The sequence below is a fragment of the Allorhizobium sp. Av2 genome, assembly GCF_021462805.2.
In the GTDB taxonomy this organism is placed as follows: Bacteria; Pseudomonadota; Alphaproteobacteria; order Rhizobiales; family Rhizobiaceae; genus Allorhizobium; species Allorhizobium vitis_G.
In genome coordinates, this window is record NZ_CP192697.1 from 1,189,236 (window position 1) to 1,212,433 (window position 23,198).

Annotated in this window: 36 protein-coding genes and 1 pseudogene; 17 read left to right on the forward strand and 20 right to left on the reverse strand. The window is 56.9% G+C overall.

The window, feature by feature from the left end; all coding sequences use genetic code 11:
- Nucleotides 1-51 precede the first annotated feature (51 nt).
- The 19 genes and pseudogenes from FS819_RS23095 to FS819_RS23185 form a co-directional block, all read right to left on the reverse strand.
- Nucleotides 52-1,137 carry a hypothetical protein gene (locus FS819_RS23095; protein ID WP_234624645.1) on the reverse strand — a complete coding sequence of 362 codons (1,086 nt, stop codon included), beginning with the start codon at nt 1,135-1,137 and terminating at the stop codon, nt 52-54.
- 27 nt (nt 1,138-1,164) lie between these two features.
- Nucleotides 1,165-1,548 (reverse strand): hypothetical protein, encoded by a 384-nt coding sequence (locus FS819_RS23100; RefSeq protein WP_234624646.1) that lies wholly within the window; start codon nt 1,546-1,548, stop codon nt 1,165-1,167.
- A complete protein-coding gene (locus FS819_RS23105; RefSeq protein WP_234624647.1) occupies nt 1,541-1,957 on the reverse strand; it encodes a hypothetical protein in 417 nt (138 codons plus the stop codon). Before FS819_RS23105 ends, FS819_RS23100 begins: the two co-directional genes overlap by 8 nt.
- On the reverse strand, nt 1,954-2,271 hold the full coding sequence (locus FS819_RS23110) for a Gp49 family protein (protein WP_234624648.1): 318 nt from the start codon (nt 2,269-2,271) through the stop codon (nt 1,954-1,956). Before FS819_RS23110 ends, FS819_RS23105 begins: the two co-directional genes overlap by 4 nt.
- A 1-nt stretch (nt 2,272) precedes the next feature.
- Entirely contained in the window at nt 2,273-3,931 is a 1,659-nt protein-coding gene (locus FS819_RS23115) for a portal protein (RefSeq protein WP_234624649.1), read from the reverse strand.
- A gap of 9 nt (nt 3,932-3,940) precedes the next feature.
- Nucleotides 3,941-4,150, reverse strand: coding sequence for a hypothetical protein (locus FS819_RS23120; RefSeq protein ID WP_070148622.1), 210 nt, complete (start codon nt 4,148-4,150; stop codon nt 3,941-3,943).
- Nucleotides 4,150-6,864, reverse strand: a complete 2,715-nt coding sequence (locus tag FS819_RS23125; RefSeq protein WP_234624650.1) for a Hint domain-containing protein — start codon at nt 6,862-6,864, stop codon at nt 4,150-4,152. Before FS819_RS23125 ends, FS819_RS23120 begins: the two co-directional genes overlap by 1 nt.
- Entirely contained in the window at nt 6,861-7,496 is a 636-nt protein-coding gene (locus tag FS819_RS23130; RefSeq protein ID WP_234624651.1) for a terminase small subunit, read from the reverse strand. Before FS819_RS23130 ends, FS819_RS23125 begins: the two co-directional genes overlap by 4 nt.
- A 229-nt stretch (nt 7,497-7,725) precedes the next feature.
- Nucleotides 7,726-8,073 (reverse strand): hypothetical protein, encoded by a 348-nt coding sequence (locus FS819_RS23135; RefSeq protein ID WP_234624652.1) that lies wholly within the window; start codon nt 8,071-8,073, stop codon nt 7,726-7,728.
- A gap of 251 nt (nt 8,074-8,324) precedes the next feature.
- Nucleotides 8,325-8,510 (reverse strand): hypothetical protein, encoded by a 186-nt coding sequence (locus FS819_RS23140; RefSeq protein WP_234624653.1) that lies wholly within the window; start codon nt 8,508-8,510, stop codon nt 8,325-8,327.
- Nucleotides 8,511-8,939: 429 nt separating this feature from the next.
- Nucleotides 8,940-9,617, reverse strand: coding sequence for a transcription termination/antitermination protein NusG (gene nusG / locus FS819_RS23145; RefSeq protein ID WP_498724564.1), 678 nt, complete (start codon nt 9,615-9,617; stop codon nt 8,940-8,942).
- Between the two features lie 10 nt (nt 9,618-9,627).
- Entirely contained in the window at nt 9,628-10,020 is a 393-nt protein-coding gene (locus FS819_RS23150) for a DUF1376 domain-containing protein (RefSeq protein ID WP_234624655.1), read from the reverse strand.
- The gene (locus FS819_RS23155) at nt 10,017-10,268 is read right to left on the reverse strand and encodes a hypothetical protein (RefSeq protein WP_234624656.1); all 252 of its coding nucleotides are present in this window, start codon (nt 10,266-10,268) and stop codon (nt 10,017-10,019) included. The genes FS819_RS23150 and FS819_RS23155 overlap by 4 nt, the downstream gene beginning before the upstream one ends.
- On the reverse strand, nt 10,265-11,443 hold the full coding sequence (locus FS819_RS23160; RefSeq protein ID WP_234624657.1) for a DNA cytosine methyltransferase: 1,179 nt from the start codon (nt 11,441-11,443) through the stop codon (nt 10,265-10,267). Before FS819_RS23160 ends, FS819_RS23155 begins: the two co-directional genes overlap by 4 nt.
- Nucleotides 11,440-12,180, reverse strand: a complete 741-nt coding sequence (locus FS819_RS23165) for a hypothetical protein (RefSeq protein WP_234624658.1) — start codon at nt 12,178-12,180, stop codon at nt 11,440-11,442. The genes FS819_RS23160 and FS819_RS23165 overlap by 4 nt, the downstream gene beginning before the upstream one ends.
- Nucleotides 12,181-12,627: 447 nt before the next feature.
- Complete coding sequence (locus FS819_RS23170; RefSeq protein WP_234624710.1) at nt 12,628-12,897, reverse strand: DUF2312 domain-containing protein; 270 nt, start codon at nt 12,895-12,897, stop codon at nt 12,628-12,630.
- A gap of 63 nt (nt 12,898-12,960) precedes the next feature.
- Nucleotides 12,961-13,188 (reverse strand): annotated as a pseudogene (locus FS819_RS23175) (DUF2312 domain-containing protein); the annotation flags it as partial.
- Between the two features lie 142 nt (nt 13,189-13,330).
- Complete coding sequence (locus FS819_RS23180; RefSeq protein ID WP_234624659.1) at nt 13,331-13,666, reverse strand: hypothetical protein; 336 nt, start codon at nt 13,664-13,666, stop codon at nt 13,331-13,333.
- A 93-nt stretch (nt 13,667-13,759) separates the two neighbouring features.
- On the reverse strand, nt 13,760-14,038 hold the full coding sequence (locus tag FS819_RS23185) for a YdaS family helix-turn-helix protein (protein WP_234624660.1): 279 nt from the start codon (nt 14,036-14,038) through the stop codon (nt 13,760-13,762).
- Nucleotides 14,039-14,111: 73 nt separating this feature from the next.
- On the opposite strand from FS819_RS23185, the gene FS819_RS23190 reads away from it, so the two are divergent.
- Entirely contained in the window at nt 14,112-14,825 is a 714-nt protein-coding gene (locus FS819_RS23190) for a helix-turn-helix transcriptional regulator (protein ID WP_234624661.1), read from the forward strand.
- Nucleotides 14,826-15,030: 205 nt separating this feature from the next.
- Here FS819_RS23190 and FS819_RS23195 read toward each other — a convergent pair whose 3' ends face one another.
- Nucleotides 15,031-15,330, reverse strand: coding sequence for a protein kinase family protein (locus FS819_RS23195; RefSeq protein WP_234624662.1), 300 nt, complete (start codon nt 15,328-15,330; stop codon nt 15,031-15,033).
- A gap of 388 nt (nt 15,331-15,718) precedes the next feature.
- On the opposite strand from FS819_RS23195, the gene FS819_RS23200 reads away from it, so the two are divergent.
- From FS819_RS23200 to FS819_RS23275, 16 genes are all read left to right on the forward strand, one after another.
- On the forward strand, nt 15,719-15,883 hold the full coding sequence (locus FS819_RS23200) for a hypothetical protein (RefSeq protein WP_234624663.1): 165 nt from the start codon (nt 15,719-15,721) through the stop codon (nt 15,881-15,883).
- A 2-nt stretch (nt 15,884-15,885) separates the two neighbouring features.
- The gene (locus FS819_RS23205; protein ID WP_234624664.1) at nt 15,886-16,413 is read left to right on the forward strand and encodes a hypothetical protein; all 528 of its coding nucleotides are present in this window, start codon (nt 15,886-15,888) and stop codon (nt 16,411-16,413) included.
- A gap of 25 nt (nt 16,414-16,438) precedes the next feature.
- Nucleotides 16,439-16,852, forward strand: coding sequence for a helix-turn-helix domain-containing protein (locus tag FS819_RS23210; protein WP_234624665.1), 414 nt, complete (start codon nt 16,439-16,441; stop codon nt 16,850-16,852).
- A complete protein-coding gene (locus tag FS819_RS23215) occupies nt 16,849-17,178 on the forward strand; it encodes a hypothetical protein (protein WP_234624666.1) in 330 nt (109 codons plus the stop codon). Before FS819_RS23210 ends, FS819_RS23215 begins: the two co-directional genes overlap by 4 nt.
- Nucleotides 17,178-17,459, forward strand: a complete 282-nt coding sequence (locus FS819_RS23220) for a hypothetical protein (protein ID WP_234624667.1) — start codon at nt 17,178-17,180, stop codon at nt 17,457-17,459. Before FS819_RS23215 ends, FS819_RS23220 begins: the two co-directional genes overlap by 1 nt.
- 167 nt (nt 17,460-17,626) lie before the next feature.
- Nucleotides 17,627-17,959: a hypothetical protein gene (locus FS819_RS23225; RefSeq protein ID WP_234624668.1), complete on the forward strand. Its 333-nt coding sequence runs from the start codon at nt 17,627-17,629 to the stop codon at nt 17,957-17,959.
- The gene (locus tag FS819_RS23230) at nt 17,956-18,498 is read left to right on the forward strand and encodes a hypothetical protein (RefSeq protein ID WP_234624669.1); all 543 of its coding nucleotides are present in this window, start codon (nt 17,956-17,958) and stop codon (nt 18,496-18,498) included. The genes FS819_RS23225 and FS819_RS23230 overlap by 4 nt, the downstream gene beginning before the upstream one ends.
- The gene (locus FS819_RS23235) at nt 18,495-18,833 is read left to right on the forward strand and encodes a hypothetical protein (RefSeq protein ID WP_070149362.1); all 339 of its coding nucleotides are present in this window, start codon (nt 18,495-18,497) and stop codon (nt 18,831-18,833) included. Before FS819_RS23230 ends, FS819_RS23235 begins: the two co-directional genes overlap by 4 nt.
- A gap of 381 nt (nt 18,834-19,214) precedes the next feature.
- Nucleotides 19,215-19,655, forward strand: coding sequence for a TerB family tellurite resistance protein (locus tag FS819_RS23240; protein WP_234624670.1), 441 nt, complete (start codon nt 19,215-19,217; stop codon nt 19,653-19,655).
- Nucleotides 19,655-19,786, forward strand: a complete 132-nt coding sequence (locus FS819_RS23245; RefSeq protein ID WP_267967317.1) for a hypothetical protein — start codon at nt 19,655-19,657, stop codon at nt 19,784-19,786. Before FS819_RS23240 ends, FS819_RS23245 begins: the two co-directional genes overlap by 1 nt.
- A 61-nt stretch (nt 19,787-19,847) precedes the next feature.
- Entirely contained in the window at nt 19,848-20,066 is a 219-nt protein-coding gene (locus FS819_RS23250) for a hypothetical protein (RefSeq protein ID WP_234624671.1), read from the forward strand.
- A 62-nt stretch (nt 20,067-20,128) separates the two neighbouring features.
- Nucleotides 20,129-20,824 carry a hypothetical protein gene (locus FS819_RS23255; protein WP_234624672.1) on the forward strand — a complete coding sequence of 232 codons (696 nt, stop codon included), beginning with the start codon at nt 20,129-20,131 and terminating at the stop codon, nt 20,822-20,824.
- A gap of 61 nt (nt 20,825-20,885) precedes the next feature.
- Entirely contained in the window at nt 20,886-21,110 is a 225-nt protein-coding gene (locus FS819_RS23260; RefSeq protein WP_234624673.1) for a hypothetical protein, read from the forward strand.
- Nucleotides 21,110-22,255: a phage Gp37/Gp68 family protein gene (locus FS819_RS23265; RefSeq protein WP_234624674.1), complete on the forward strand. Its 1,146-nt coding sequence runs from the start codon at nt 21,110-21,112 to the stop codon at nt 22,253-22,255. The genes FS819_RS23260 and FS819_RS23265 overlap by 1 nt, the downstream gene beginning before the upstream one ends.
- A 32-nt stretch (nt 22,256-22,287) precedes the next feature.
- Nucleotides 22,288-22,908, forward strand: a complete 621-nt coding sequence (locus FS819_RS23270; protein ID WP_234624675.1) for a hypothetical protein — start codon at nt 22,288-22,290, stop codon at nt 22,906-22,908.
- On the forward strand, nt 22,905-23,198 hold the full coding sequence (locus tag FS819_RS23275) for a hypothetical protein (protein WP_234624676.1): 294 nt from the start codon (nt 22,905-22,907) through the stop codon (nt 23,196-23,198). The genes FS819_RS23270 and FS819_RS23275 overlap by 4 nt, the downstream gene beginning before the upstream one ends.

The window sequence follows — 23,198 nt, forward strand, 5'->3', positions numbered from 1 at the left end:
CAGCGGGAACCCCCGCCAGCCGGCCCACCGGGAACCCCCGGCAGGCAATTGTCATTTGCGCGCGTCGAGCTTCGACTTGCGGGCAAACAGAGCGTTGACCTTGGCTTGCACGTCAGCGCTGTTGTATTTGTCGGGATCGGTAATGCGCAGCTGCAAGAGATCGTCGATCTGCTGTTGCGTCGTCTGTCCCGCCGCCTCGACATCCCCAACGATGATCGCATTCGACCCATAGTAATCGCTGGCAATCGAGGCCAGCATCTTGACCATGCCAACATTGTCTTGGATCCGAGAGCCATCAGCCAGACGCATGTTGTAGAACTGATCGGCACCCTCTTCGCCAAGATGGGTTTTCAGCAGTTCCTGCACGCCGGTAATGTTGCCCTTGTACTCGGCGCCCCATTCCGCTGTCAGCTCGTTCTGTGTGGCCTTGGCCGTCTGGGCCAGACGTTCGTCAAGCCGCTGCTGATTGGCAACGCTCAGATCCTCATACCATTCCACAAATGCGCTAGTGGCTTTCGGATCGATATTGCGTTCAACCGCAAAGGCTTTGACATCCTCAAGGATCTGGCCATCGCGCTCCGATGCCTTGAACTCTTCGCGGTACGAGACCGGATATTGCGTCGGATCATCGGGAATGCCGACGGCCTCACGGAATGCTTTGATCTCTTCCGGGGTGGCCTTGTCGCCCAATCGGGCCGGAGCCTTGCTCTCCCCGCTTTTCTTGGCGAGATTGTAAGCCTCACGCAATCCGCGCGCCAGGCTTTCCGGGGTTTTGAAGCGCTCGAGCTGCTTCAGGAACTTCTCATCACCGCCGGCCAGCATGGCCCGCAGCTCTTGAAGCTTGCCTAAGGCCTGTTCATCGGTACCGGCGTCCGGCGTTTCAGTGCCTGGCTCGGTGCCGGGTTGCTCCGTGGCATCCGTCTTTTGATCGGCAGCACCAGGCTTTGCAGTCTCTTCCGCACCATGCGCCGTTTTGCCGGGCTCTACTTTCGCCGCGCCGCCGGCTTCCACGACGGGCGGGGCGCCGGTACCAGGCGCCGCAGTGCCGCTTTCAGTGCCGCCCGCTGGCGCGCCACCAGTTTCCACGGCCCCGGTGGCCGCTGTTGTTCCGGTCGAAACGTTCTCGACATCAGGCATCAAACTTTCCTCTCAAAGAAAATGAAATCACTCTTCACGCATTGGCCTGGTATGACCGGCCGCCACTCGTGCCGCAGTCTTTTCCATCGCTTCACCGGTCAGGACTTCGATCGGCACTGATGCGATCTTCTGGAACTGCTTGCCGACATGGGCCTTACCTGCGGCGAAAGCAGTATCCCGTTCGCCGCCATGTTCGTCCGGCATCCAGGGCAAATCGTTCGCCCCGGTGATATGCAGCAACGCCGCCCATGCCCTGCGCTGCTGTTCTTCGTTCGCATGGCCACCGGCAACGGCTTTAATGGCAATAGCGTCGGCTTTGCGAATGCTCAGGTTGCTGATCGGCTGGTTATTGTCCGCCTGCACCGTGACAGGCATCCAAGGGCGGTAGGGGCGCTTGACGGGTTTAGCCATTCATCGGGTCTTTCTCGATACTATCGGCCAGTTCCCGCAGCTTGCGCACCGTCCAATCCCGTTGCTCGACAGTCTCCGCAGCGATCCAGTGCGAACCGCAACCATCCTCGAAATAGCTGATCAGCATGGCCAGTTTGCCAGACTGATCGGCCAGCTTTTTCATGACGCGCCGCTTTGCCAGTTCGGCACACTCGACAAACGTTCGAACAACGGTGCCGCCGTCAGTCTCTTCCGGGGCTTGCGGTGCATCCCGGATGGGTGTCACCCACCGGCTGGCATCACTGACGTTCCCGCAGTTGGCGCATTCGCAGACGTCGTCGTCATACAGGAACCACGTCGACGACTGGCATTCTCCGCACAGCCAGATCAGTCGTTCCGGTTTTGGGAAGTCGACGACTTCGGTGGTCATGCAGAGACACGGCCCGAAAGCTGGTTTCGAAGGGTGTAGCCCTCGAATGCCCAGATCTTGCCGCGCGCATTCTCCCGCGCGATCTTGCGGCCAATCTCTTCGTCAAAGTTCTCCGGCGAGGCGGCGGCACTCTCACCGGTGACGATAAAACCGTTTTCCAACGTCAGCGCGCAGATCGTCAGCGTCGTGCCGGGAAACACGTAATATGCTTCACTGGCAATCTGGGCATCAATCTTCGCAGGCGTGAGCCGAGGCGCATTCAAACCCTTCTGCTGGATTTCGCTTTCAATCGCGGATTCGTCTTTCGTCGTCATATCAAACCACTCCCTGTAGCTGTTGGGCGGCATTGCCCACTTGTCCGGCGATCTCGGCCCCCTGGCCAACCATCGCCATTTGCTGTTGCATCTGCGCTTGCTGCTGGGCCTGCTGGGCGAGCTGCTGCGCTTCCTCTTCGCTGCGCAGCCAGTCGACCCGACTGCCAGGCACCACGGCGAAGGCATCGCGGAAGGCGGTGCGCATATCAACTTCCTGCACGATGGATTGATCCATCTGTGCTGCAATGGCGGTCAGGTCCGCACCCTGCTTGAAGCCTTCAATCTTCTGCTGATCCCGTGCCTGTTTCAGCGCGTTGTTGAATTCATAGACCAGGTTCTGACCGCGCAGCCCGTCCGGCATATCGACGGGAACGCCTGATTTATCGACCGGGCCATATCCGCCCGACCGCATGACCTTTTCCGTGACCAGATCCAGTGTGGCGCCGGTCCATTCGTCATCGATCGGTTCAAACAGTGGCAGCGCCTGGCGAATGTATTCCTGCACCAACTGGCTGGCCTCGTAAGCTGTCTTCGTGCGCTGCGCATTGGCGAGCGGTGTCAGCTTGTTCAAGAAGAATGCATCGCTCAGTTTCTGGCGAACATCGACGATCAGCTTTTCGCCAACGGATGGGTTCTTGCCGAGGTCGATAGGCCGGATGGCAGCACCCAGACGCTCATCATATTCGGCATCGATATAGGTGATACCAGCCGACGACATGTCGATCTCAGATAGGATTGCGTCCTGCACAGCCACCAATGGCGGATCGTTGGCCTTTTCCGCCGCTTCGATGATCGACAGCATCATGCGTTGGATCATGCGAGCATCGGGCAGGGCGATGATCGAGGCCGGGGAGAACGCATAGACCTTACCGGAGATCGTCTGCCAGCGCGGCACAACGTAATCAAAGGTCGCGGCGGGCAGTTCCTGAAGGATCTTGCCCTCTTCCGTCACATAGACATCCGCCCATTTCGCCCATTTGGGGAATTTCCGGTACGGCTCATAGATTTCCAGCGGAACGAAGCAATGCCGGACCTTGAAGCAGTGCTTGAAATCCTTGTCTTTCAGCTTGTCGCGCATCGGCTGAGTGAGCTTATCCTCCCCAAACTGATGTGCCATGCTGATCGCGTTCATGTCCGCCTTGCGATGCACGTGCCAGATATGACCGTCAGGCCCTTCCGCAGCAGCGCAAAGCTTGGGATGATGATTGCGGAAGATCAGGTTATCGCGGGCTTTATTGAAGCTGACCTGCATCCAGCCCATGCCGATCGTCGCCCAATCGTGTTCGACCAGGCCGGCGGCGCGGCGATAGCCGCTATCACGGGAATAAAGGATAGCCCGGTTCACCGTCGTCATGAATTCCAGGAAGCTCGATGCGTCGGCCTGTCGCATCACATCCTGATTGGTAACGCTGGCCTTAAACCAATTGCCATCACGCACCATCGAGCCGATGGAGTTCCCCAGCTCACGACGGACATAGACGGGATAGGAATCAATCAGGTGGGAGGCGAACTCATCCCCGTAATCAATCGTCGTCGTGAACTCGGCCCGTTCGGGGTAGAAGAACTCACAGATGGTTTGATAGAGGGAATCAATGCTTTCCTTCGCAGAAAACAAGCGAGTATCGATTTCCAGCAGATCGCGACCGGCCTGATCAGACATCAGCGTTCCTTATGCCGCGCCAAGAGTGGAGCGGGAATATTCCTTGCCGCTCGAAATCGTGCCGCCGATAGCGGACGATGCGACTTTGTTATTCGCAGACGAAGAAGAGCTGGCGAGCTGATTGCCCTTCAAACGTTTGTTGCGCTTTGCCAAGCTATCCTCAGGATCCGGCTGCGTTGCCGGAGGGTCCGTTTCCGGCTGATCAAACAAATTGCCCATTATCTCGCCTTTCCTCTCAACTTGTCTTTCAAAGCGCTGCTCGATGTTTTTGCCTTGAAGCTCTGAAGCTTCTGATCGCGGCGCTCTTGCGCTGCCTTGGGCCGCTTGAGCCCGGCCATTTTCGCGACCGACAGCATGATTGTGGTGTCGCCCTTGTCCGGTGACCGGCCCAGCAGCTCTTTCATCTCTTCCTTGGGAAGAATGATGATCTCTTCTTTTTGGCCCCGTGCGACGATTTCGAAGCGATAGGCGGCCAGATCGGCGATCAGCTCTTCGTCCGGCGGCAGCGCGATCTTGCTGAAAAAGTTCGGGTCCAATTGCTCACGAAACTGCCAGATGGCTTGGGCGCGGGCATTGAAGAACCCATACATGCCGTCGCGCGTCGATGACGCCGAGCCGGAGCCGCCCTTGAACCCGAAGCAATTCAGGTCCGCATGGGCCAATTGCGTCAGGGTGTCGCCACCATACCCACCGCCAGCATCGACGATGATCCGGCACCGGTCCCGCATCTTGCGAACAATCAGGCCCGCAACCGTCGGACCATCAGGCGTATCCTTGCCGGGATGACTTTCCGGGCGCCCGTACCACCAGTCGTACCGCGCTTGCAGCACCGTGCGGTCATTGCCGCCCTGCGCCACATCGACGGCGATGGCCGTCATCGGTACTTCCGCAGGCGGTTCCGTTGTCCAACGGGCTTGTGCCTGCCGCAACCAGGACGTCGGGAACACTTGCCATTCGTCGTCCTCTTCCTCGACATCAAACGAGCCAGCGCGAAGCCGTTCCCGCAATGCCTTGGGAAGGCTGTTGAGCCTTGCCGCATATCCGGTTTGCATCAAGTCCGGATTGTCCTCGAGGCGGGACGGGATGAAGGTGCGCGATACAGCGTCGACCCATTCACCGTTGACGAAATGCGGGCCGCGCCCATCGACTTCCGTGTCTTCACCATCGATTGTGGTGAACCACCGCAGCTCACCAGGCGCCGCTGGGTTCTTGTGGTTCTTATCGAGCCATGGACCCCAATACTTGATGACCCATTGGCCTTGTGGCGTGGTCGGAGGATTGCCCGTGGCAACGATCCGGCACCGGCCACCGCCTGCATCACGGTTCCATGCGTTCACATAGCGGAACTGCGTTTCCGTGAATTGCGTGATTTCATCCCACGCTTTCAGGTCATTCTGGCGGCCCTGATAGTTTTCCTTGTCCTTCTCGAGCTGAAGGCCGCCGAACTCCATCATGCGACCGGCGCCCAGCTTCCATTGCTTGAGCTGGCTATTGTAGCCATCACGTGAACCAAGGATACGGGCCGCCTCCTGCTCGAGACCGGAGATCTGCTTGTAATTGCGCCGGAACACCAGGCTGTTCTTGTGGACCTCAGTGGCAAGACCGATGATCAATGTGGTGTTGTGCGTCGGGATGCACGAGCGACCAACAAGATAAAGCTTACTTGAATGATCAACAGCGATGCAGCGCATCATTCGCGGTGCGCAGGGCCTGACATCAACGATATACCGACGCAACGTCGTGGTGCGCAGGCCGTCCATCTTTTGCCGGTCGCGCTTGCGCCGAAGCTTGAAGACAGGCCAAGGACAGACAAACTTGATCCGGAACGACGTGTTGCCGCGCTCTACCTTATGCGTCCGCACCGTGCATTTGATGCCCAGCGTCGAAAGAAGATGATGCACATCATCGATCAGATCCTGCTTTGACAGGGCAATCTCGCACTGTCCGCGCCGATCAACAGTGCCATCCGTGTCCATCAGGCCGCGTAGCAGATCGCACCGCTGTTCGAAACCGGCCCTCAGGTATGGGAGAGGTATCCGCTTGTCGCCAAGAATGCCCAGGCAGCGAAGCTGCTTTTGCAGGCCAGCAAACCGAACAACCTCAAACGGGCGCTTGCGTCCTACCGTGTCTGTCCGCCGGCTGACGATTTCTGACGAAATATGCGGCAAGATCTCCGACATGTCGTCGACGTCCATGCCGATCAAACCACCTGCAGAATATCCGTCTCCGAGCCACAGACCCAATAAATACGGGTCGATAGGCACATGCGCGGCATCAATATCAAGCGGTTTGGCGACGGCAATAGCGTGGTTGGCGGACTTCCCAGACAATAACGAGGCCGCAATTTCATCCGTGGTCCGCACACTGCCGGTCGATGGCAATTTGTAATCATGGACGCGGCTTGCATTGATCGCCGTTATCGCCGCTGAAACCCAGGGCTTTTTCGACACTTCAACGCGCCGCGATAGCCTTGATTCCCGCCGCGCCACGCGAAATGCTTCCGTCAATCGTATCGCATTGTCGCGTTCACGTTTACTTTCCGTCAGCCAAAGATGATCACCATCTGCGTAGATGACTTCACCTGTGTCGAATTCAACTTCGAAGGATCGATCCGCCTGCAAGATCGGCGAGACAGCCAGCACCCGCGTTTGCGATCCATCAGAGGAAAAGATCGTATCGCCAGCGACAAGATCACCCATCGTTGTCCATCCGGATGGTGTCGGTACCGGCGTGTCAACGTCAAGACGCTTGCCACCGCCAGCCCCACCGCCGTAGAACAGTTCGTCCGCTTCCGAGAACCAGGCTTCCGTCTGCGGGCCGGGATTTGGAACAAAGCGCTGCTGCCCGGTCTGGGCAAGCGCCATAGCCTTCAGCTCGTCTTTCTGATCCTCATCCAGCGCACCAAAGGCGGCAAGGACATCGTCAAGATTCATTCGTCGTCATCCGGTGCCGGTGCGTCCGGCTTGGCGATGGCAGCCGCCACCTTGGCGCTGCGCATGCCTTTGGCCAACATGAAAGCAACCCGGCGCGCCATTTCGTTTTCTGAGACGTCCTTGGTTTCGATCGCACCGCCATTCGCGCCAGTGTGCTCGACCTTTTCGACGATATGGCCGCAGAGCTTGGCGAGATCCATCAAGGCGGCGCGCTTATCGGCCATCTTGATCTTCGTCTTGATGATATCGCGCTTATCCTCACCCCGGCCTTCCGCGTATTCCTCGACCTCGATACCCGTGAGGGCGGCCATTTGGTCGCGGTCGACCTCGCTGAGATCAATATATGCGGTACCGTCCGATGTGACTTTCATGAAGTCCGAGAGATTGCCGTAAGCGATCTTGGCCAGCTCACTGACGATCCGATCCTTCGATACATCGTACCGGGCGGCCATCTTGGCGCGCTCTTTTGCAATTGCGGCCTGAATTTCAGGTTTTTTCAGGAGTTCATAACCCGTCTGTCCAGCCGTCTTCGCGCTATAGCCGGCAGTGATTGCGGCGCGCGTAGCGTTGCTGCGAAGGTCGAGAACATAAGCTTCGACAAACCGCCGCTTTTTTTCGGTCAGTTGCGACATGGGAAACCTCAAAGGAAAACCGCACCAAGCGGCGAAGGGAATTCTTTGCAGTTTTTGCAAAGAAGGATGGTGGCGTGGCGAGCGCCCCCAACACGCGGCGGCGCGCTGGGAGCGCCCTGTTCACACAAGACCATCATCATGAAGGGAACATCGCCTCCATAAAAAAAGCCCCACCCAATCGCTTGGGCGGGGCAGGCTGGCCATAGGCCTCAGGGAACGGGAAGAATGATCAGTCGCTCGAGCAGGAACCACTTTCGAATGACGACGATCCGGAATCCGACGATGAATATGAACTCGTGTCGGACGAATACGAACTGCTGTCGGAGCAGGACGGAGCGCTTGGAGACGATTCCATCAGCGAATAGGCCGTGAGGCCGACAAGCAAATCTTGTGTGGATGGGAAATCCGCAGGGCGTTCGCGCAAGTCGTCAATGCTTGCGGCGCGACTGTCATCAAACTTTGAAGATACCGAAACTCTTTTTTGCGACATCAGCCGCAACATTTCCTTGCGTCGAGCCCGTTCGTTTTCTTTTTCAATCACCAAGCTGATTTCAAGTGGCGACAAAACACGGATCATGTCTCTCACCTCAAGTTCAGTCAATCCAAGACCTTTCAACCTCGGATCATTCACATCTGGAGTGCGCGTAAATTTCCCGATCCGATAAGCCTCTCGTTGCCTCGCACATTCTTCATCAACCACAACGACTGGTACACATGGTGTAGGCTCGGATCGCGGGAAGAACCGCAACGACGAAAGCAGGCGAGAAAGGAACGACTTTGCCATGGCAGCAGACCTCAAAGTAAAAGAAATTTCGGGGCGGAACCTAATTACGTCAGCCGAAGAACAGAGTTCTCGTCGCAAGCATAATTAAACATCTTGTCCTCGTCTTCGAGGACATAAAGGGTCACTGGCTCCGCAATACCAATACCGTGTTTGCGGCCAAGCTCTGAAAGCTCTTGGGCAAAAGCATCCGCGCGAAGGCTGGCAGTGCTGTCTGTTGCTGCATTGTCCATGACACACCTCAAAGTGAAAAGAAATTTGACCCTTCCGCCCCGGGCCGCTCAGGGGTGACGGTTGCCCTCGTACTCAACAACCGGCACACGTCGCCAAAGGAGAACGACGCGGAAGGGGTGCCACCAGCCAGACAAGCCCCCGCTCGACCAAGGCCAATGTTCGGCACACCCAAGGCCCACAAGGGGCAACTGAATTTCAGGCATGTTTCGGATATGCGCACACAATATCGTTTTGTGTGCTGGGACCGCCCGGCTACCATCCCGAACCGCTTTTTGGCGGTCACTTTGTCTTCGTCTTGCAAAGACATTCAGCGCGTTAGCGCAGGGTTGCTCAGAGATCGCGGATCATCCGTCACAAGTGAAACCACAAGATGAGACAAAATGCAATGGTTTCGGTCGCTTATCCACTATGCGAACTGGTTGGAATTCCTATTTGGCTATGGGTTCCGCCCACTCCACCGGGAAACGTTCAACGGTCACGGGTTGGCCGAGGAACCGCAGTTCCACTTGCAAGAAACCCTTGCCCACCAGGCGCAGGCCCTTGACGGTACCAACCGCACCCAAGAACGGGCCGCACGAGACCCGCAGCTTTTCGTTTTTTCCCCACTTATAGCGCCCATCATGGTTCATGCGCTCCAATGCAACAGCAATCGCCGCATCCATAGCCAACATGTCGCCCGACATCGGCACAGCCCGCGCCATGCCACCGACGACGCCCAGGACATGCTGACGGCGCAACAGCGCGCGAAGGGCGGGCAGGGAAGGGTAGACGCGCACGAACACATAGTTCGGCATCCATGGCCGTTCCGGCAATTGCCATTTGCGGCCACGTCGCACCACTTCACCGCCCGGCCGACGCGGCACGTAAGCTTCGACGTCAACGGCAGCGAGATCCGCCAGGACTGCGAATTCATGGCCGGTCATCACTTGCAGACAGAACCAACCAGCCCGAGGGCCAAAGCTATCGGCCACTTCCTTGGATGCCTGGTGCAGGTCATTGGCGTGTTGTTCCGCCGTAGCCATAACTTTGAACAACTTGCCCCACGCCTCTTCGCTGATATTTGCTGCTTCATCGAAGCAAATTATTTCTAACTTTGCCTTTTCCATGTCCCGCCCCTCAGTTTTTCCGATGTCTATCCGACGGAGCAAAGTCCGTGTGTTTCGTTGCGCGTTTGCGCTCTTCGCGATCAGCCGCCGCCCGGCTCGTCGCATCATAAACCGCCCGAGCATCCAGCAATTCGATATCGGCGCGGCGATTGGCGATCCGGTGATCGTCGCTCATGTACAGCTTACCAATTTCCACCAGATCAGTGACCAAGCTCCTGGCTTTACGCACCGAGCAATTCAGTTGCCCAGCCAGCCACCGTTCCCGGTATTCCAGCGGGCCGCCATTGTCATAGATCAGGTCAAGGATTGTCTGATATGCGCCGCGCTGTTCAAGCGTCAGGCCCCGGAAGCCCTCAAGGGCTTCCGCATGATATCGCCTATGATAGGCGAGACGCTTGCTCATGTGACGCCTGCTGTATGCTCATCTTCTTCGATTTCCCGATTGAGCATCATTGCCGCAACTGCCGTTACATTCCGACAAGCCAAATAGGATTCAATGACGCCGTCGGCGCTGCCCACAGCGAGGAAGCATGCACCGCAGCCGTACAACGCCTCGTAATGCGGGCCGATCGTCAGGGCGCGAATTCGTAACGCCCCGCAGCATGGGCATTTTTCTTGCTTGGTGAGTTTGGCAACGTGAAGGCTGGTCATATTTCATCCACCATCATCATCCGAACAAGCCGAGTTGCGCCGGCGGAGCCTCTGGCGGCAAGCCGAGCGACAAGAGTGCGGAGCGCATACGCGCCTTCCAATGGCACAACGCCGTTGCCGAGCAGCCTAAGTCGGTCCACGCGAGCAATGTCCAACCTGGAGGCCAGCCCATCAGCCACTCGACAAAAAGCGGGTTCAAGGTCCGGCGAGGCCGCAAGTGCGTTTCGCCATCCGTTGAGATCGTGAGGTCGAGGAGGGAAAAGGCCTGCCCCGTCAATGTCTCCACAGGGGGAGAATTCCCGGATCGCTGCCACTGCCCCCCCTTCTCGCCCTCTATGGCGCGGGGTGTTTTCCAAAGGACTGCCACCTCGTTCTGAGGTGGCGTCTTGCCCTCCCTGTCGCACAAATCCTGCTGGTTCGCGCCCTTTCCATCCCTCGCCTGTGGCGTCGGCCACAACGCTGCTACCGTCGAAAGGCTCTCTTGTGATCCCCTTTTTATTGGGTTGCTGCGATCTTGAAATCCAATCCGGGCTTCGTTTGCCAATACTGTCGGCCATAGCGCTACCGCCGTAGGCAGCGTCGAGTTGGGGGAGTTGCAATCCCTCCGCTTTCGGTCTGCACCCTTCGAGCCATCGCCAGAACTGGCGGTCGGCCACCGCGAGGATGAAGAGTCGTTCTCGCTCATGCGACGCACCAACTTCTGACGCGCGGAACAATCCGCCCTCAACCGTAAAGCCCAATCGCTGAAAGTCTCGCCAGACACGTTCCGCACCGCCCGAAGACAACATCCCACGGACGTTTTCGATGAGGACGAACCACGCCCCGGACTGGACGATGATGCGCCGGGCGACCGACCAGAGGTCGCGTTCGTCTTCCTGACCGCGCCGCTTTCCGGCAAGGCTGTGAGGCTGACACGGGATGCCGCCAATGATGCCATCCACAAGGCCGCGCCATGGTCTGCCATTGAAGGTTCTGGCATCGCTCCAAATAGGCGCTGGAGCCATATGGCCCGCTTCCATTGCTGATACCAGCGCGCCGCAGGCAAAGCCTTCCCTCTCGACCATGCAGACCGTTCGAGCACTTGGAATTGCCAGTTCGACGGCGAGATCGAGGCCGCCTCCTCCCGTGCAGAGGCTGATGATGTTGGTGCGTTGGGGATGTAGAGCCACATTCACGCCACCTCCCCAGCCTTCACCAATCCAACGTCACCAGAAATCTGATAACCTCTGCCGGTTTCAAACTTGATCCACACAGTGACAGGCAGTTTTGCGCGAATCTGCGCAATAACCGTAGCCAAGGACGGTGCCGCTTCTTCACCATCAGAAATAACAAAAACCCGACGAAGATTGTCCTCTGTTAAAAATCGTCCACGGTTCGCAACCATCTTTGCAAGGACGGCTTGCGCGTACGGCGAAAATCCGAGATCAGCGCGAAACATGCTGTTCGCTTGAGCGTCACCTTTCACCGCCTGTTTGCCCGTCTTCACGGGCATCGATGCTGGCGCGGATTCGGTGGGTTTACTCCAGCTTTCAGGCAAACAAAGTTCAAATGTCTGATCATCAATGATCGCCCATTCAACCGGTACCGCCCGCTCTCTTCGATCTGGAAATTCTGGACGATGACCAAGCGGAAGCTGATATAGTTTTTTTCCACCAGCAAGTTTCCGCACCGACACTTGCACGGAACCGCTGTCACGCCGCTGTAGCCTGATGCGCCCGCTATCTGGGCCGCGCCCGATCAGCAAGACAAAATCTATTGCGGACGGTATGCCCAACGCCATCCAGGCATCGGCCCCAATCGTAATAACCGCTAACGCTGGGCCGACGCCACGCTTATCCAGTCCGATCGAAATTTTCGACGTACTGGCCACATTGCCAGACCGTTTCGAAACAACCACCTCATCAAATGCCATAGCCGTCCCCCTTAAGTTTACCGTCGCGCCTACATGAATGAAATTTGGTGGCACGCCCCGATTTAGCGTTAAATGCCCCACTGTTTCCGGTGGGACCGGCCTGAATGGCTGCAACCATCCATTTTTACGCCGCTGGCATCGGGACTTGGTATGCTCGGCTTGCCACCGGAAGCCGCCAGATAAAGCGGGCCGGGTAATTTATAAACTGGCAGTGTCGCGCGATCGCGCTAATAACGTTCAGCCCTGACGTCGCGCCAGCAAAGGCCGCCCTCAACTATAGCCATAGCCGTCCGATCAACGCCGACGGTACACACCACAGTGCCACCGTCCCGCAGATCCCACCGCGCGAAGGAATGCATGTCATCTGCCAATGCATTGCGCATGCGAAGCCGGTGCGCGTTCAGATCAATCCTGCCGTAAATTGTGCTATCGTCGATCTGCATGGGATCACACACCATCCAACGGCGGTTCGGCTATCATGCCCAGCGCATGCAGATAGGTGTCGAGGATCAGATCCTCTTCCATCCGCTCTTGTTCATCCTTCTTGCGCAGCGAAATCACCTTGCGCAGGATCTTGGTATCGAAGCCCATGCCCTTGGCCTTGCCGTAGACTTCCTTGATATCGTCCCCGACGGTTTTCTTCTGTTCCTCGAGCCGTTCGATCCGCTCGATATAGGCGCGCAACTGATCGCGCGCGACACCATGGACATCGCTCACTCCGGTTTCCTTTTCGTTGAAAGCTTCGACTTGTGCGCCGCCGACATCAGCCGGTTCGCCACCATGCAGATAGGTGTCGAGGATCAGATCCTCTTCCATCCGCTCTTGTTCATCCTTCTTGCGCAGCGAAATCACCTTGCGCAGGATCTTGGTATCGAAGCCCATGCCCTTGGCCTTGCCGTAGACTTCCTTGATATCGTCCCCGACGGTTTTCTTCTGTTCCTCGAGCCGTTCGATCCGCTCGATATAGGCGCGCAACTGATCGCGCGCGACACCATGGACATCGCTCACTCCGGTTTCCTTTTCGTTGAAAGCTTCGACTTGTGCGCCGCCGACATCAGCCGGTTCGCCACCATGTTGGACAACCCGGGCAACAGCCCGAACCGCGTTCGTCTTAGCGCTATGCGGCATGCCGATCGCCATGGGGTAAAAATCAACCATTGGACCGCCCCAGGCGCACGCCTTGTGCAATCAACTCCCCACCAGCTTGATCGAATTGATCAACTGACATGTTCTGGATGACATCCAGCGCCATCTGCATAGCCGCAAGGCTGTGGCGGGCGGCCTGAATTTCATGAGCGGGACGGGCATTGCGCCCTTGGCTGAAATTCACAATCCATCGGGCCTTGGAAACACAAAGACGATCCAGGCCCTGAATAATTTCTGCTTTCGATAGATTGGCATTTCTCGCGTTAAACCGTTCGTCCGCCGTGCGTTGACGGTCTAGATCTTCAGCCACACTTGAGGTCGATTGGTATTGCTTGGTCATGATACCCCCCTGAGAAGCGAACGGCGGCGGGGCAATCAGTCCGCTAACTGGCCTTGAGCGGAAATCATGGCCCGCCGCCGCTGGACGAAAAGGTCATGCGCGCCGCTTGGGAGGCTTTTGCACGCATGTCTTTTCGCGATTGGCTGGTTTTTCAAAACGATCCGGGATGAGCGCGGTCAGGCTCACCCCGGTTTCAACGCTGATCTTGATGGCAAGCTCACCGGAAATCCGCTGCTGTCCACGCGACACAAGCGACAACAGTTGCTGGGTTACCCCAATCCGGTTGGCAAGAGCCGTGGCACTCCCACACTTTTCCACGGCATCCAAAAAGCCCTTCGAAAGCGGGTAAGTCCCAGGTTTTTTCAGCGCCATTGCGTCACCATCATCGATCAATACCAGACGAATAGTATTTAACTACGATCAAAGCAACAAGGAAATTTGTCTTTTGCGCTGCCTTTTTCTCTTGTACAATCGCACCATGTTAAAAGATAACTTTAAGCAACTCAGGGTTAGCGCTGGATTATCCCAAAGCCAATTGGCGAAATTGGCGGGGAGAAGTCAGCAGCTCGTTTCACAGATCGAGGCCGGCGAATTGACCAATCCGCCGTCATTGATCGATTTCGCGCGCGCACTTGGGTGTGATGTTGCGGATCTTGATGAAAGGTTTCGCAATGCACCAATTGCGGGCCAGTTCGAAGGCGACCGCCTGACCGAAATTCGCAAGATGCTGGACACGGTATCGCGCGAAACCCTGGCCTTGTCCCGCGCTTTAGGCAGTAGCGGCAATGCGAACCAACCAAAAACCATTCCGGTTGTGCGGTTCGATGAAATTCAGTCGCCATTCCCGCCGATCGGACAAGAGGCAATCACCCTCGACATCGACCGACCGGCAGCTTCCCATGTCGCTGCCGTCATGCGGACCGATCGGCTAGACCGCGTGGCGCCACCAGGATCCACTATCGTGCTGGAATCAGCCCCAGCCATGCTGGACGGAATGTTTTACCTCGTCGAGGATCAGGGAAAGCGCATCATCGGTCGATACCGAGAAAACCCGGATCGCATTCAGCCGTTCAGCAACAACCCCTCCGAAGACATCGAACTTCTGTCACCCGGCGCTATGGTTATTGGCCGCATCATCAAGGCCGTTATCAGCTTGTAAACAGCACTTATCCCCAACGCGCGACGTAACAGTATAAGGGTTATTATTATATATATATTATATTAGTGCCGCTGCCGTGCCACTCATGTAATCATGATGCTTTGATTTCATTCGCGTTTTCGGTTTTTTCACCGAAATTTAAATGAGACTTCGATTAGATTTTCCACTCGAAGTCTCATTTTGATGAAAATCGGCCAAAACTTTATCAACAGGTTATCCACAGGTTATCCACAGGCTTTGAAAGCCCCATGGAAACGATGACGCGCGTCCGTTCTTCTGGTTCCAGCGCCCGCGCACCAGACGCTTTACCAAGCGCCAGCGCATCCGAATCAAGTGGCTCGTAACAGTGCTCCGCCTCTATTCGGCGCATCTCATGCCACAAGGTTGCATAGTATGCTGCCGCCACGGAATCGGGCAGGCGGTTGGCGCCCCTGTCTCCGCTATTTTCCTGAAATTCTTCTGGCTTCTTGCTTGATAACCAGAGATCGACCCATTTTAAACTCATGTCGATGCACCATTTATAATCAATATTCGCGTATTAGTGTCGAATAAGTGACGAATAAACGCAAGCGGCAGTTTAGTGCATTATTGGTTATTTCTTTTTCACGTATACAAAATTTACAGTTGACGACATTACCCGTTTTCTAGTAGCTTACCCACAACAAAACTTGTGGAGGCTTCCCCCGATGCGCATTTGTTTCCCGGCCTTTTCCGTTGCCCTTGTGGTCTGGCTTGTGAGCCAACCGAACGCAGCGTTTGAAGCCTGCCGTCAGCAACACTCCGATGCCGTTTGCATCAATACGTTGCGGTGACTGACCATGTTTCTTTGCTGCAACTGCGGAAATCGCACAACCGATAAGTGCGACACGATTTGTGCTGTTTGCCGGTTCCCAATGGTCCCGGCACCGGCCCCAGCCAGTGCAATCCGTGAACCCGGGGCGATCCTACGCCTCTGGCAGCAGGGCCACCCACTGAGCTCCCAGCAGAAGGCAATCGTTGGCGACATGATGGCCGCCAACAGCATCGCCATGGCGGCGCAGACCTGGCGGGCGGTGTAACGATGGGCAAGCATAGCGACTTCGCCCGTCGGGCGCACGACGAATACCTGACGCCTTATCGCGGGGCCTACCCGCTGATCCCGTATCTTGCCAATGTAGCGACCTTTGCCGAGCCTTGCGCGGCCAATGGCCAGTTGATCCGCCACATCGAAAAGCATGGACCACTCTGCATTCATTCCGGGGATATCAGAACCGGCACCGACGTCTTGGAATGCTCTACGCTTCGCAGCCTGGTGGTGGATTGCATCATTACCAACCCACCGTACACGTGGCCAGTTCTGCGGCGCATGCTCGAGTTGTTTCCAACCATCGCGCCAACGTGGCTGCTGTTGGAGGCAACCTTTCCCTATACGGATCAATCCGCCCCTTACATGCGGCTTTGCACGGACATCGTCCCGACCGGATCTATCAAGTGGTTCGCGGGTACCAAGCACGCCAGCAAGGAGCGCTACGCATGGTTTCGCTTTGCGCAGGACGCGGCATGCGCACCATCCTTTCACATCAAGAAACCAATCCCGCGCGGCATCTGACCGCGCAATCAGGAGGCACCCCCGCATGAATACCCTGAAATCACCAACGAAGTCACCAAAGCCGGACGATATCCTGATTGGCGCCCGGATCAGAGGTGCGCGAAACAGTGCTGGCATAAGTCAAACGACGCTTGGCGATGCGCTGGGCATTACCTTCCAGCAGATTCAAAAATACGAGAAAGGCACCAACCGTGTTGGGGGCAGCCGTATGGCCGAGATCGCCAAGATACTCGGAAAGCCTGTCGCCTATTTCTTCGAAGGCGTTACAGGCGAAGGCACCGCAACCGTTGCCGACGTGCAGGAGGCTCAATTCACTTCGAGCCGCGAAGCGCGCCGCCTCATCAACGGGTTTCGCGCCTTGCCGACCGGCCAGCGCGCCGCCGTCCTGAAGCTGATCGAAGGCCTGGCCGAGGTCGCACAGGACAACGGTGACGCATGAACACGTCACGGCCTAGCGCCCAGATCATTCCATTCGATCGGCCCCGCGCCGTCAACCACCAGGACATCGCGACGTTTGTCCGGTTTCGGTTGGCCGAGACCGCCAAGCTTGCCACGGCAGCGGCGCAGGATGCGCAGCTTGCCAACAGCTTTCTGGCCATCCCTGGCGCTGACCTTAAGGTCACCACGAACACTGGTGGCGAGATCATCCGCCAGCTAGTGGGCGCCACCATGGCGGCCATCCTGGCAACGGGATGCAATGACGGTGACCGCGTGCTGATGGCAGCGCTTGCCAATTGGCTTGCCGACGCCGGGGGGAGGGCGTGATGTTTTACCTTCTCTATCTGCTGTCATTCACCGTCGGCATCATGGCGGGCCTGTACTGCGCCAAAGTTGGCCTTGTGGCCGTGTCCAAGGCCACAAGCACCGACAAGATCGAGAAGCGCCGGCACCGGATTGCTTTGAGATTTGCCAGTGAGATCGACGATAGCCGGGCGTTTCTGGTGGCCTATACCGCTGGTGATTACCAGACCATTCGCCGTCTCTGGCCTGACTTCTGGAGCCATATGTGCGCGCAGGACGCGTTGTCTATGGATTGGAAGGCGTGACCATGTCGAGCGCCGCAATCTTTGCCGACGGCTTTCCGTGGATCCTGTTGCTGCCATTCAGCGTGGCAGGGCTGCTGCTGATCATCATGCCACCGGCACCGCCCAAAGGGCCAAACCCATTTCTATACCCAGGCCCATACGACAGGCCATAACCACAAGGGGTTACCATGACACTGCTTGCGCTAGAGGGGCAACCGAACCCTGAAGACATATCGAACCAAACGGATTCAATGGGCGTGATGGCCCGTGCTGGCCTCTCCACGATGCAGGTCGAGCTTGAAGCGTTTGTGAATGCGGAATTGAAGCGTGATGAACATACCGCGCTTCTCTATGGTCTCTGGCTATACTTCCTTCAGATGCATGCATCTGTCGCCGCCGCCGTCCTCACCCCGCCCGCGTATCCAAAGCTCGTCGACCTTTTGAAGCAGGGTGTCGAAATCGACTGGCTCGAGCACGCCATTGCTGTGCGCAAAGAGCTGGAGCAGAGGGGCGGGCAATGACCGACCTGATCGTCATCGTCAATGGCTATCCGCAGTCTGGCAAGGATACGGCCACGGGGTTTCTGGTTGAAGCCATGACAGAAATGGCCTGGTCATGCGCCCGCTTCAGCATCATCGATCCAGTGCGCGATTTCCTGTTTCGCATCGGTGTCAGATGCATCGACAAAACGCCGGAACAGCGAAAGCTGATGGCCGATATCATCGATCGTCTTGAGGCGCATGATCATGCGTTGAGCATGAACGTTTTGGAAAGAATAGAGGGACACCTCAGCCAAGACACCTATCTTAACCGGGTAGCATTCCTTCATGTTCGGCGAATCAGCGCCATCAACTGGATAAAGCAAACGGCGTCCAACACAATGGTTACCACGCTTGGCATCGAAAGAACCGGCACCGAGCAGGGTCTTTCTAATGCCGCAGATTCCGGCGTGTGGGATTATCATTACGATTGCGTGATTGGCAATAACGGAAGCCTTTCCGAACTCCAATCGAGCTGCCGCGCCATTGCCGAGTTCCTTGATTTGGAGGCGCGGCGATGAGCGAACCAAATCCCGCCCGCTTCTACATGGTGTTCAACCCGGCGGCCAATCCGCCGACCTATATGCACGGCGGCAAGCAGTCGGCAATCGACGAGGCCAAGCGCCTGGCCAGCAAACACCACGGCCAACGCTTCTTTGTGCTGGAAGCCGTCGAAGCATATCAGGTCGACCTGCCGGAACCGCGACGGATCGAGCTGGGCGGCAATGCGCTGCGGTTTCAGGATCCATCCCGCTTTTCTCATGAAGAAATCATCGAAAAGACGCTCATTGCAGAAGAGCGTCTGCATCAGATGCGTCCGCGTCCGCCAGTAGCTGACAAAGACATTCCGTTTTGAGGCCGGGCCATGCTTCACCCCATCCCATACGGCCACGAGATCCGGCCCAGCTGCTGCGATGGCTGTGGCACTCCAATCGATAAGGATTGCCGACGCGGCCCGGCTAGGGCCTGCAAACGCGAGTTCTTTGGCGGCAGCCGCAAGGCAACGACAGAACCGGCACCGACCACAGACGAAATCAACCGCCTTATCAAGGCGGCGTCCACTCTCGCAGCCGCAATGCAAGATGACAGCAAAGGGCTGATCGACGTCTCAGACGCCGCATTGGCCATAAAGAACATCATGGAAGGCAAAGGCCGACCAAGCAAATAACCCCGGCAGTGAGCCGGGATTTATCCCGAGGCGCAGCGGGGAACTGCGCTTTTCACCACAGGAGACATCATGTCCATTTTTGCAAAACTCAAATCCGCCATGTCTGGCGCCACCAACAAAATCAGCGGGCGCAAGGACTTTCTTGAGGCCGTGGCCGCCGCATCTGCCCTCATGGCGTCGGCAGACGGTAGCGTCAGTGATGACGAAGTGTTGACGGTCCTGTCTGCTGCGAAGGCAAACCCGAACCTCAAGGCGGCCTTCTCGGAAACAGACATCGACAACGCCGTAAACACCATGTTGGACCGCGCCAAGACCGGGCGGGCCGGGCGCTTGTCGCTCTACAAGGAAATCGAGGACATCAAGGCCGATCCTGAAATGTCCGAAATCGCCTTGTCCATCGCGCTTGATGTGGCGGATTCGGATGGGACGTTCAGCGACGATGAAAAGGCCGTGGCCAAGACCATCGCCGGCAAGCTGAACCTCGATTTGAACAAGTACCTGTCGGTCTGATGCGCAAGGGTCTGATTTTCGTTGCTATAGGCTTGTGCCTGGCAACGTTCATCACCGGGGCGGTGCTGGATTTCTTCCTGTTCGCCGCCGCTGGTGGGCTGCTCTTCGCAGCGTTTCGGTTCGCCAAGTAAGGCGGGCCTGCCGGCGCGGTACGAGGCCGCGCCGGGTTTCTCTAACAAGCAGGAGATTGCAATGGAACTGCCATTTGGTCGAGTAGACATTATGTCGCCACCACCGATCAGCTTCAAACTGTCTTTTGGCCCTGGCCAGAAGACAACTCGCGTCCGCATCACCAAAAAATACCCGCACTCGAATAAGCGCCAGCAAGCCCGCTATGCGCGACAGATTAAAGCAGGTCAGCTTTTCATGCGCGGATGCGACAGACCAAGCCTCAACGAACATCAGCGCTGATCCGTTTTGGTTTCCGCAGCATCGCGCTGCGGTTTCCCAAACCGACCAATGAGGACAGGGACATGACACAGGAAACACCATTGCAGACAGCCATTACCGACGCCATCAATCGCAACGTTGCGAGCGACAAAGTGCAGGAGCTGATCGAGAAAAAAACGCAGGGCCTGATTGCGGAAGTCATTGATGATGCGTTCCGCAGCTATTCGGAGTTCGGCAAGGAACTGCGGGCGATGGTGGCCGAAAGCCTCAAACTTCCCGAAGGTCACCGGCTCGATATGCCGAGTTTCGGTCAGACGATCATGACGGCGCTGAAAGCGTCAATGGATGAAACCATTGGCGATCTTTTGAACCAAAAGCTCAAAGCGCAGATGGACGAAATTCTATCGATCGCGCCGAAGGAATTGAAGCTTTCTCAAGTCGTGGAAAAGCTGGTGGAAGACGCCAAGGAAAGCCGGCTCTATCATTCTCATGACCGTGTGACATGCCGCGTTGAGCGCACGGACGGCACTATGAGTGAATGGTGCGACATCTATCTTGATCGCAATAGAACCGAGGCGCCCAAGGATTGCCAAGCTAGATTGACCGTAACCGGCGACGGCAAGATCTTCCGCATGGTTATCGATGGCAGGGACGCCAGCAAGACCATTCATTTCGGCGCGTATAGCGAATGGGAGAAGCTTCTTTTCAGCGCCTTTGCCTGCGGTTCTACGCTGATCATTGATGAGGATAACGTTTCCACGTCGCTTGACGATTACTGACGTCGCGGCACCGGCCCCCGTCGCATCTCCCCGCATTCACCACAGGACAAGGAAACTCTCTATGAAGCTTTCCGAATTGATCGCCACATACGGCGACGAGAGCGTCACATTCCAGCCTCTCGATAGCGCAATCGATACCATCAACATGACCAAGGCGGGGACGAAGATTACCTTTGGAACCGATGAGCCTTTTGATCACAACGGCACCGTCCGAATGGCGCTTGTCGTCTGGATGGACCGCAAGCGCGTTGCCGAAATTATCGCCGCATCAAAGGCAGGTGCGTGATGGCCGACAATACCAAAATTGAATGGACCGACGCCACCTGGAACCCGATCACCGGGTGTTCCATCGTCTCGCCCGGCTGCACCAATTGCTACGCCATGAAGCTGGCAGGAACGCGCTTGCAGCACCATCCCAGCCGTGCGCGCCTGACAAAGGACAGCAAGGCCGGACCTGTCTGGACCGGCGAGGTTCGCTTCAACGAACAATGGTTGACCGAACCTCTGAAATGGAAAAGGCCGAGGATGATTTTCGTCTGCGCCCATGGCGATCTGTTTGCCGAAGGTGTGCCGGACGAATGGATTGACAAGATTTTCGCTATTATGGCGCTGGCCCCGCACCATACCTTTCAGGTACTCACGAAGCGCCCAGAACGGATGCGGGAGTATCTCGTCAGATTCAAACCCTCCCCAATCCTTGATGGATTTATCACCCGAGATGGCATCCACTCGGCTGACAGCCCGAAAGGGTGGCCGATCTTTTCACAGTGGCCTCTTCCAAACATCTGGCTTGGCGTGTCCGTCGAAGATCAGCCGCGAGCGAAAGAGCGCATTACAACCCTGTTGCAAACGCCAGCAGCTATTAGATGGGTTTCCGCAGAGCCGTTAATTGGTCCGCTTAACCTAACCTCGATTGATATAGATTCCGATGGGGTTCTTGACGCCCTGAATATTCACACATGGGGCGAAGAAATCGCCAACTGGCGAGATACCGATAAAAACTGGGAAGCGTCATTCCTTGACTGGTTCGATCTTGGGGAACTTCCGGACGAAGATGACCCAATCCTTCCCCGCCTCGATTGGGTCGTTGCCGGTGGCGAAGGCGGGCGCAACGCCCGGCCCATGCATCCGGACTGGGCAAGATCCCTGCGCGACCAATGCGCAGCAGCGGGCGTGCCGTTCCTGTTCAAGCAATGGGGACAGTGGGGACCGATTGAAGAGACCGTTGGCAGCCATGAGCAATTTGCCATCAGCCATAGCGGAAAGCTCGTAAAATCAGCTGACCTCGCTTACCCAGACGGAAAGGCGCGTTCATCTCTTTCCGAAGAGGACCGGCCCGGGCTCCACTCCATGTACTCCGTGGGCAAGAAAGCCGCTGGTCGCCTGCTGGATGGGGTCGAGCATAACGGATTCCCAGAGGTGCAATCGTGACAGAGATCGAAACCAACTGCCAATTCATCACCGTGAAGATCACCGGCAAGTATGACCCGAAAAAGCCGGTACCATTGCGCATCAAGCGAGATACGAAGAAGCCAAACTGCTGGGCAACGCCAGACGGCAAGCGCATTTTCAATTCCGAAGAGTGGGCCGTCAAGGCCATGGAAATGGATACGCCGGAATACGATGCTGCCCAGCGAAAGCGCATCGACGCTGGCCGCATTGTCCGCGCCGAGGTTGCTGAAGGCTACGATGGGTGGGTTACCGTCACGGGCGACGAGGATGATTACGCCCAGGACGTCGCGGAGCTATTGGAGAAGCACAGCGATCGGCTGTCTTGGGCTGGCGTTCCTGATGAAGAAATCGCCGGACACCTTCCAGCATGGGCTTTCTGCTGCCAGGAGGATGGATTCGATTTCGATCTTGAATCGCAGCTCGATAGCTATCTCGACGACAATCACCATAAAAACGCCCGCGATTGGCTTGTCGACCAAAAGGAGCTTTGGGAATTCTGGAATGCTTGGATCGCCAAGCAAAATCTCCGCAGTTACATCATCGACTATAAGCGCATCGTCGTGATCGATCAGGCCAGGTACGACGCCGAGCTTGCCGAGGCTAAGGCTTGTCTTGCGGAGATCGGCAAATGACCACCCGCATATCCTGCTGCGTTCCGTTTTGCCGTCGCACCTATCACAATCGAGACGGTTCCGAGACATGGATATGCGCCGTGCATTGGCGCCGTGTCCCGCGCACACTCCGCGCTGAATACGCAGCCGAGAAGCGCCAGACCCGCAAGATCATCACCCGCAAACCACTCTACCGGGAATACTGGAAATACCCGGGAGGATCGTCGGATCGGCTTGCCGCCGTCGCCATGTGGAAGCGCATCGATGCGATTTGGGAGCGCTGCAAGGCAGCGGCTATTACAGGATTCTAA

Excerpts from the sequence above, each read along its gene's own strand:
- FS819_RS23095 (WP_234624645.1), bottom strand. The coding sequence starts at position 1,137 with ATGCCTGATGTCGAGAACGTTTCGACCGGAACAACAGCGGCCACCGGG.
- FS819_RS23100 (WP_234624646.1), bottom strand. The coding sequence starts at position 1,548 with ATGGCTAAACCCGTCAAGCGCCCCTACCGCCCTTGGATGCCTGTCACG.
- FS819_RS23105 (WP_234624647.1), bottom strand. The coding sequence starts at position 1,957 with ATGACCACCGAAGTCGTCGACTTCCCAAAACCGGAACGACTGATCTGG.
- FS819_RS23110 (WP_234624648.1), bottom strand. The coding sequence starts at position 2,271 with ATGACGACGAAAGACGAATCCGCGATTGAAAGCGAAATCCAGCAGAAG.
- FS819_RS23115 (WP_234624649.1), bottom strand. The coding sequence starts at position 3,931 with ATGTCTGATCAGGCCGGTCGCGATCTGCTGGAAATCGATACTCGCTTG.
- FS819_RS23120 (WP_070148622.1), bottom strand. The coding sequence starts at position 4,150 with ATGGGCAATTTGTTTGATCAGCCGGAAACGGACCCTCCGGCAACGCAG.
- FS819_RS23125 (WP_234624650.1), bottom strand. The coding sequence starts at position 6,864 with ATGAATCTTGACGATGTCCTTGCCGCCTTTGGTGCGCTGGATGAGGAT.
- FS819_RS23130 (WP_234624651.1), bottom strand. The coding sequence starts at position 7,496 with ATGTCGCAACTGACCGAAAAAAAGCGGCGGTTTGTCGAAGCTTATGTT.
- FS819_RS23135 (WP_234624652.1), bottom strand. The coding sequence starts at position 8,073 with ATGATCCGTGTTTTGTCGCCACTTGAAATCAGCTTGGTGATTGAAAAA.
- FS819_RS23140 (WP_234624653.1), bottom strand. The coding sequence starts at position 8,510 with ATGGACAATGCAGCAACAGACAGCACTGCCAGCCTTCGCGCGGATGCT.
- nusG (WP_498724564.1), bottom strand. The coding sequence starts at position 9,617 with ATGGAAAAGGCAAAGTTAGAAATAATTTGCTTCGATGAAGCAGCAAAT.
- FS819_RS23150 (WP_234624655.1), bottom strand. The coding sequence starts at position 10,020 with ATGAGCAAGCGTCTCGCCTATCATAGGCGATATCATGCGGAAGCCCTT.
- FS819_RS23155 (WP_234624656.1), bottom strand. The coding sequence starts at position 10,268 with ATGACCAGCCTTCACGTTGCCAAACTCACCAAGCAAGAAAAATGCCCA.
- FS819_RS23165 (WP_234624658.1), bottom strand. The coding sequence starts at position 12,180 with ATGGCATTTGATGAGGTGGTTGTTTCGAAACGGTCTGGCAATGTGGCC.
- FS819_RS23180 (WP_234624659.1), bottom strand. The coding sequence starts at position 13,666 with ATGACCAAGCAATACCAATCGACCTCAAGTGTGGCTGAAGATCTAGAC.
- FS819_RS23185 (WP_234624660.1), bottom strand. The coding sequence starts at position 14,038 with ATGGCGCTGAAAAAACCTGGGACTTACCCGCTTTCGAAGGGCTTTTTG.
- FS819_RS23195 (WP_234624662.1), bottom strand. The coding sequence starts at position 15,330 with ATGAGTTTAAAATGGGTCGATCTCTGGTTATCAAGCAAGAAGCCAGAA.
- FS819_RS23200 (WP_234624663.1), top strand. The coding sequence starts at position 15,719 with ATGGTCCCGGCACCGGCCCCAGCCAGTGCAATCCGTGAACCCGGGGCG.
- FS819_RS23205 (WP_234624664.1), top strand. The coding sequence starts at position 15,886 with ATGGGCAAGCATAGCGACTTCGCCCGTCGGGCGCACGACGAATACCTG.
- FS819_RS23210 (WP_234624665.1), top strand. The coding sequence starts at position 16,439 with ATGAATACCCTGAAATCACCAACGAAGTCACCAAAGCCGGACGATATC.
- FS819_RS23215 (WP_234624666.1), top strand. The coding sequence starts at position 16,849 with ATGAACACGTCACGGCCTAGCGCCCAGATCATTCCATTCGATCGGCCC.
- FS819_RS23220 (WP_234624667.1), top strand. The coding sequence starts at position 17,178 with ATGTTTTACCTTCTCTATCTGCTGTCATTCACCGTCGGCATCATGGCG.
- FS819_RS23225 (WP_234624668.1), top strand. The coding sequence starts at position 17,627 with ATGACACTGCTTGCGCTAGAGGGGCAACCGAACCCTGAAGACATATCG.
- FS819_RS23230 (WP_234624669.1), top strand. The coding sequence starts at position 17,956 with ATGACCGACCTGATCGTCATCGTCAATGGCTATCCGCAGTCTGGCAAG.
- FS819_RS23235 (WP_070149362.1), top strand. The coding sequence starts at position 18,495 with ATGAGCGAACCAAATCCCGCCCGCTTCTACATGGTGTTCAACCCGGCG.
- FS819_RS23240 (WP_234624670.1), top strand. The coding sequence starts at position 19,215 with ATGTCCATTTTTGCAAAACTCAAATCCGCCATGTCTGGCGCCACCAAC.
- FS819_RS23245 (WP_267967317.1), top strand. The coding sequence starts at position 19,655 with ATGCGCAAGGGTCTGATTTTCGTTGCTATAGGCTTGTGCCTGGCAACG.
- FS819_RS23250 (WP_234624671.1), top strand. The coding sequence starts at position 19,848 with ATGGAACTGCCATTTGGTCGAGTAGACATTATGTCGCCACCACCGATC.
- FS819_RS23255 (WP_234624672.1), top strand. The coding sequence starts at position 20,129 with ATGACACAGGAAACACCATTGCAGACAGCCATTACCGACGCCATCAAT.
- FS819_RS23260 (WP_234624673.1), top strand. The coding sequence starts at position 20,886 with ATGAAGCTTTCCGAATTGATCGCCACATACGGCGACGAGAGCGTCACA.
- FS819_RS23265 (WP_234624674.1), top strand. The coding sequence starts at position 21,110 with ATGGCCGACAATACCAAAATTGAATGGACCGACGCCACCTGGAACCCG.
- FS819_RS23275 (WP_234624676.1), top strand. The coding sequence starts at position 22,905 with ATGACCACCCGCATATCCTGCTGCGTTCCGTTTTGCCGTCGCACCTAT.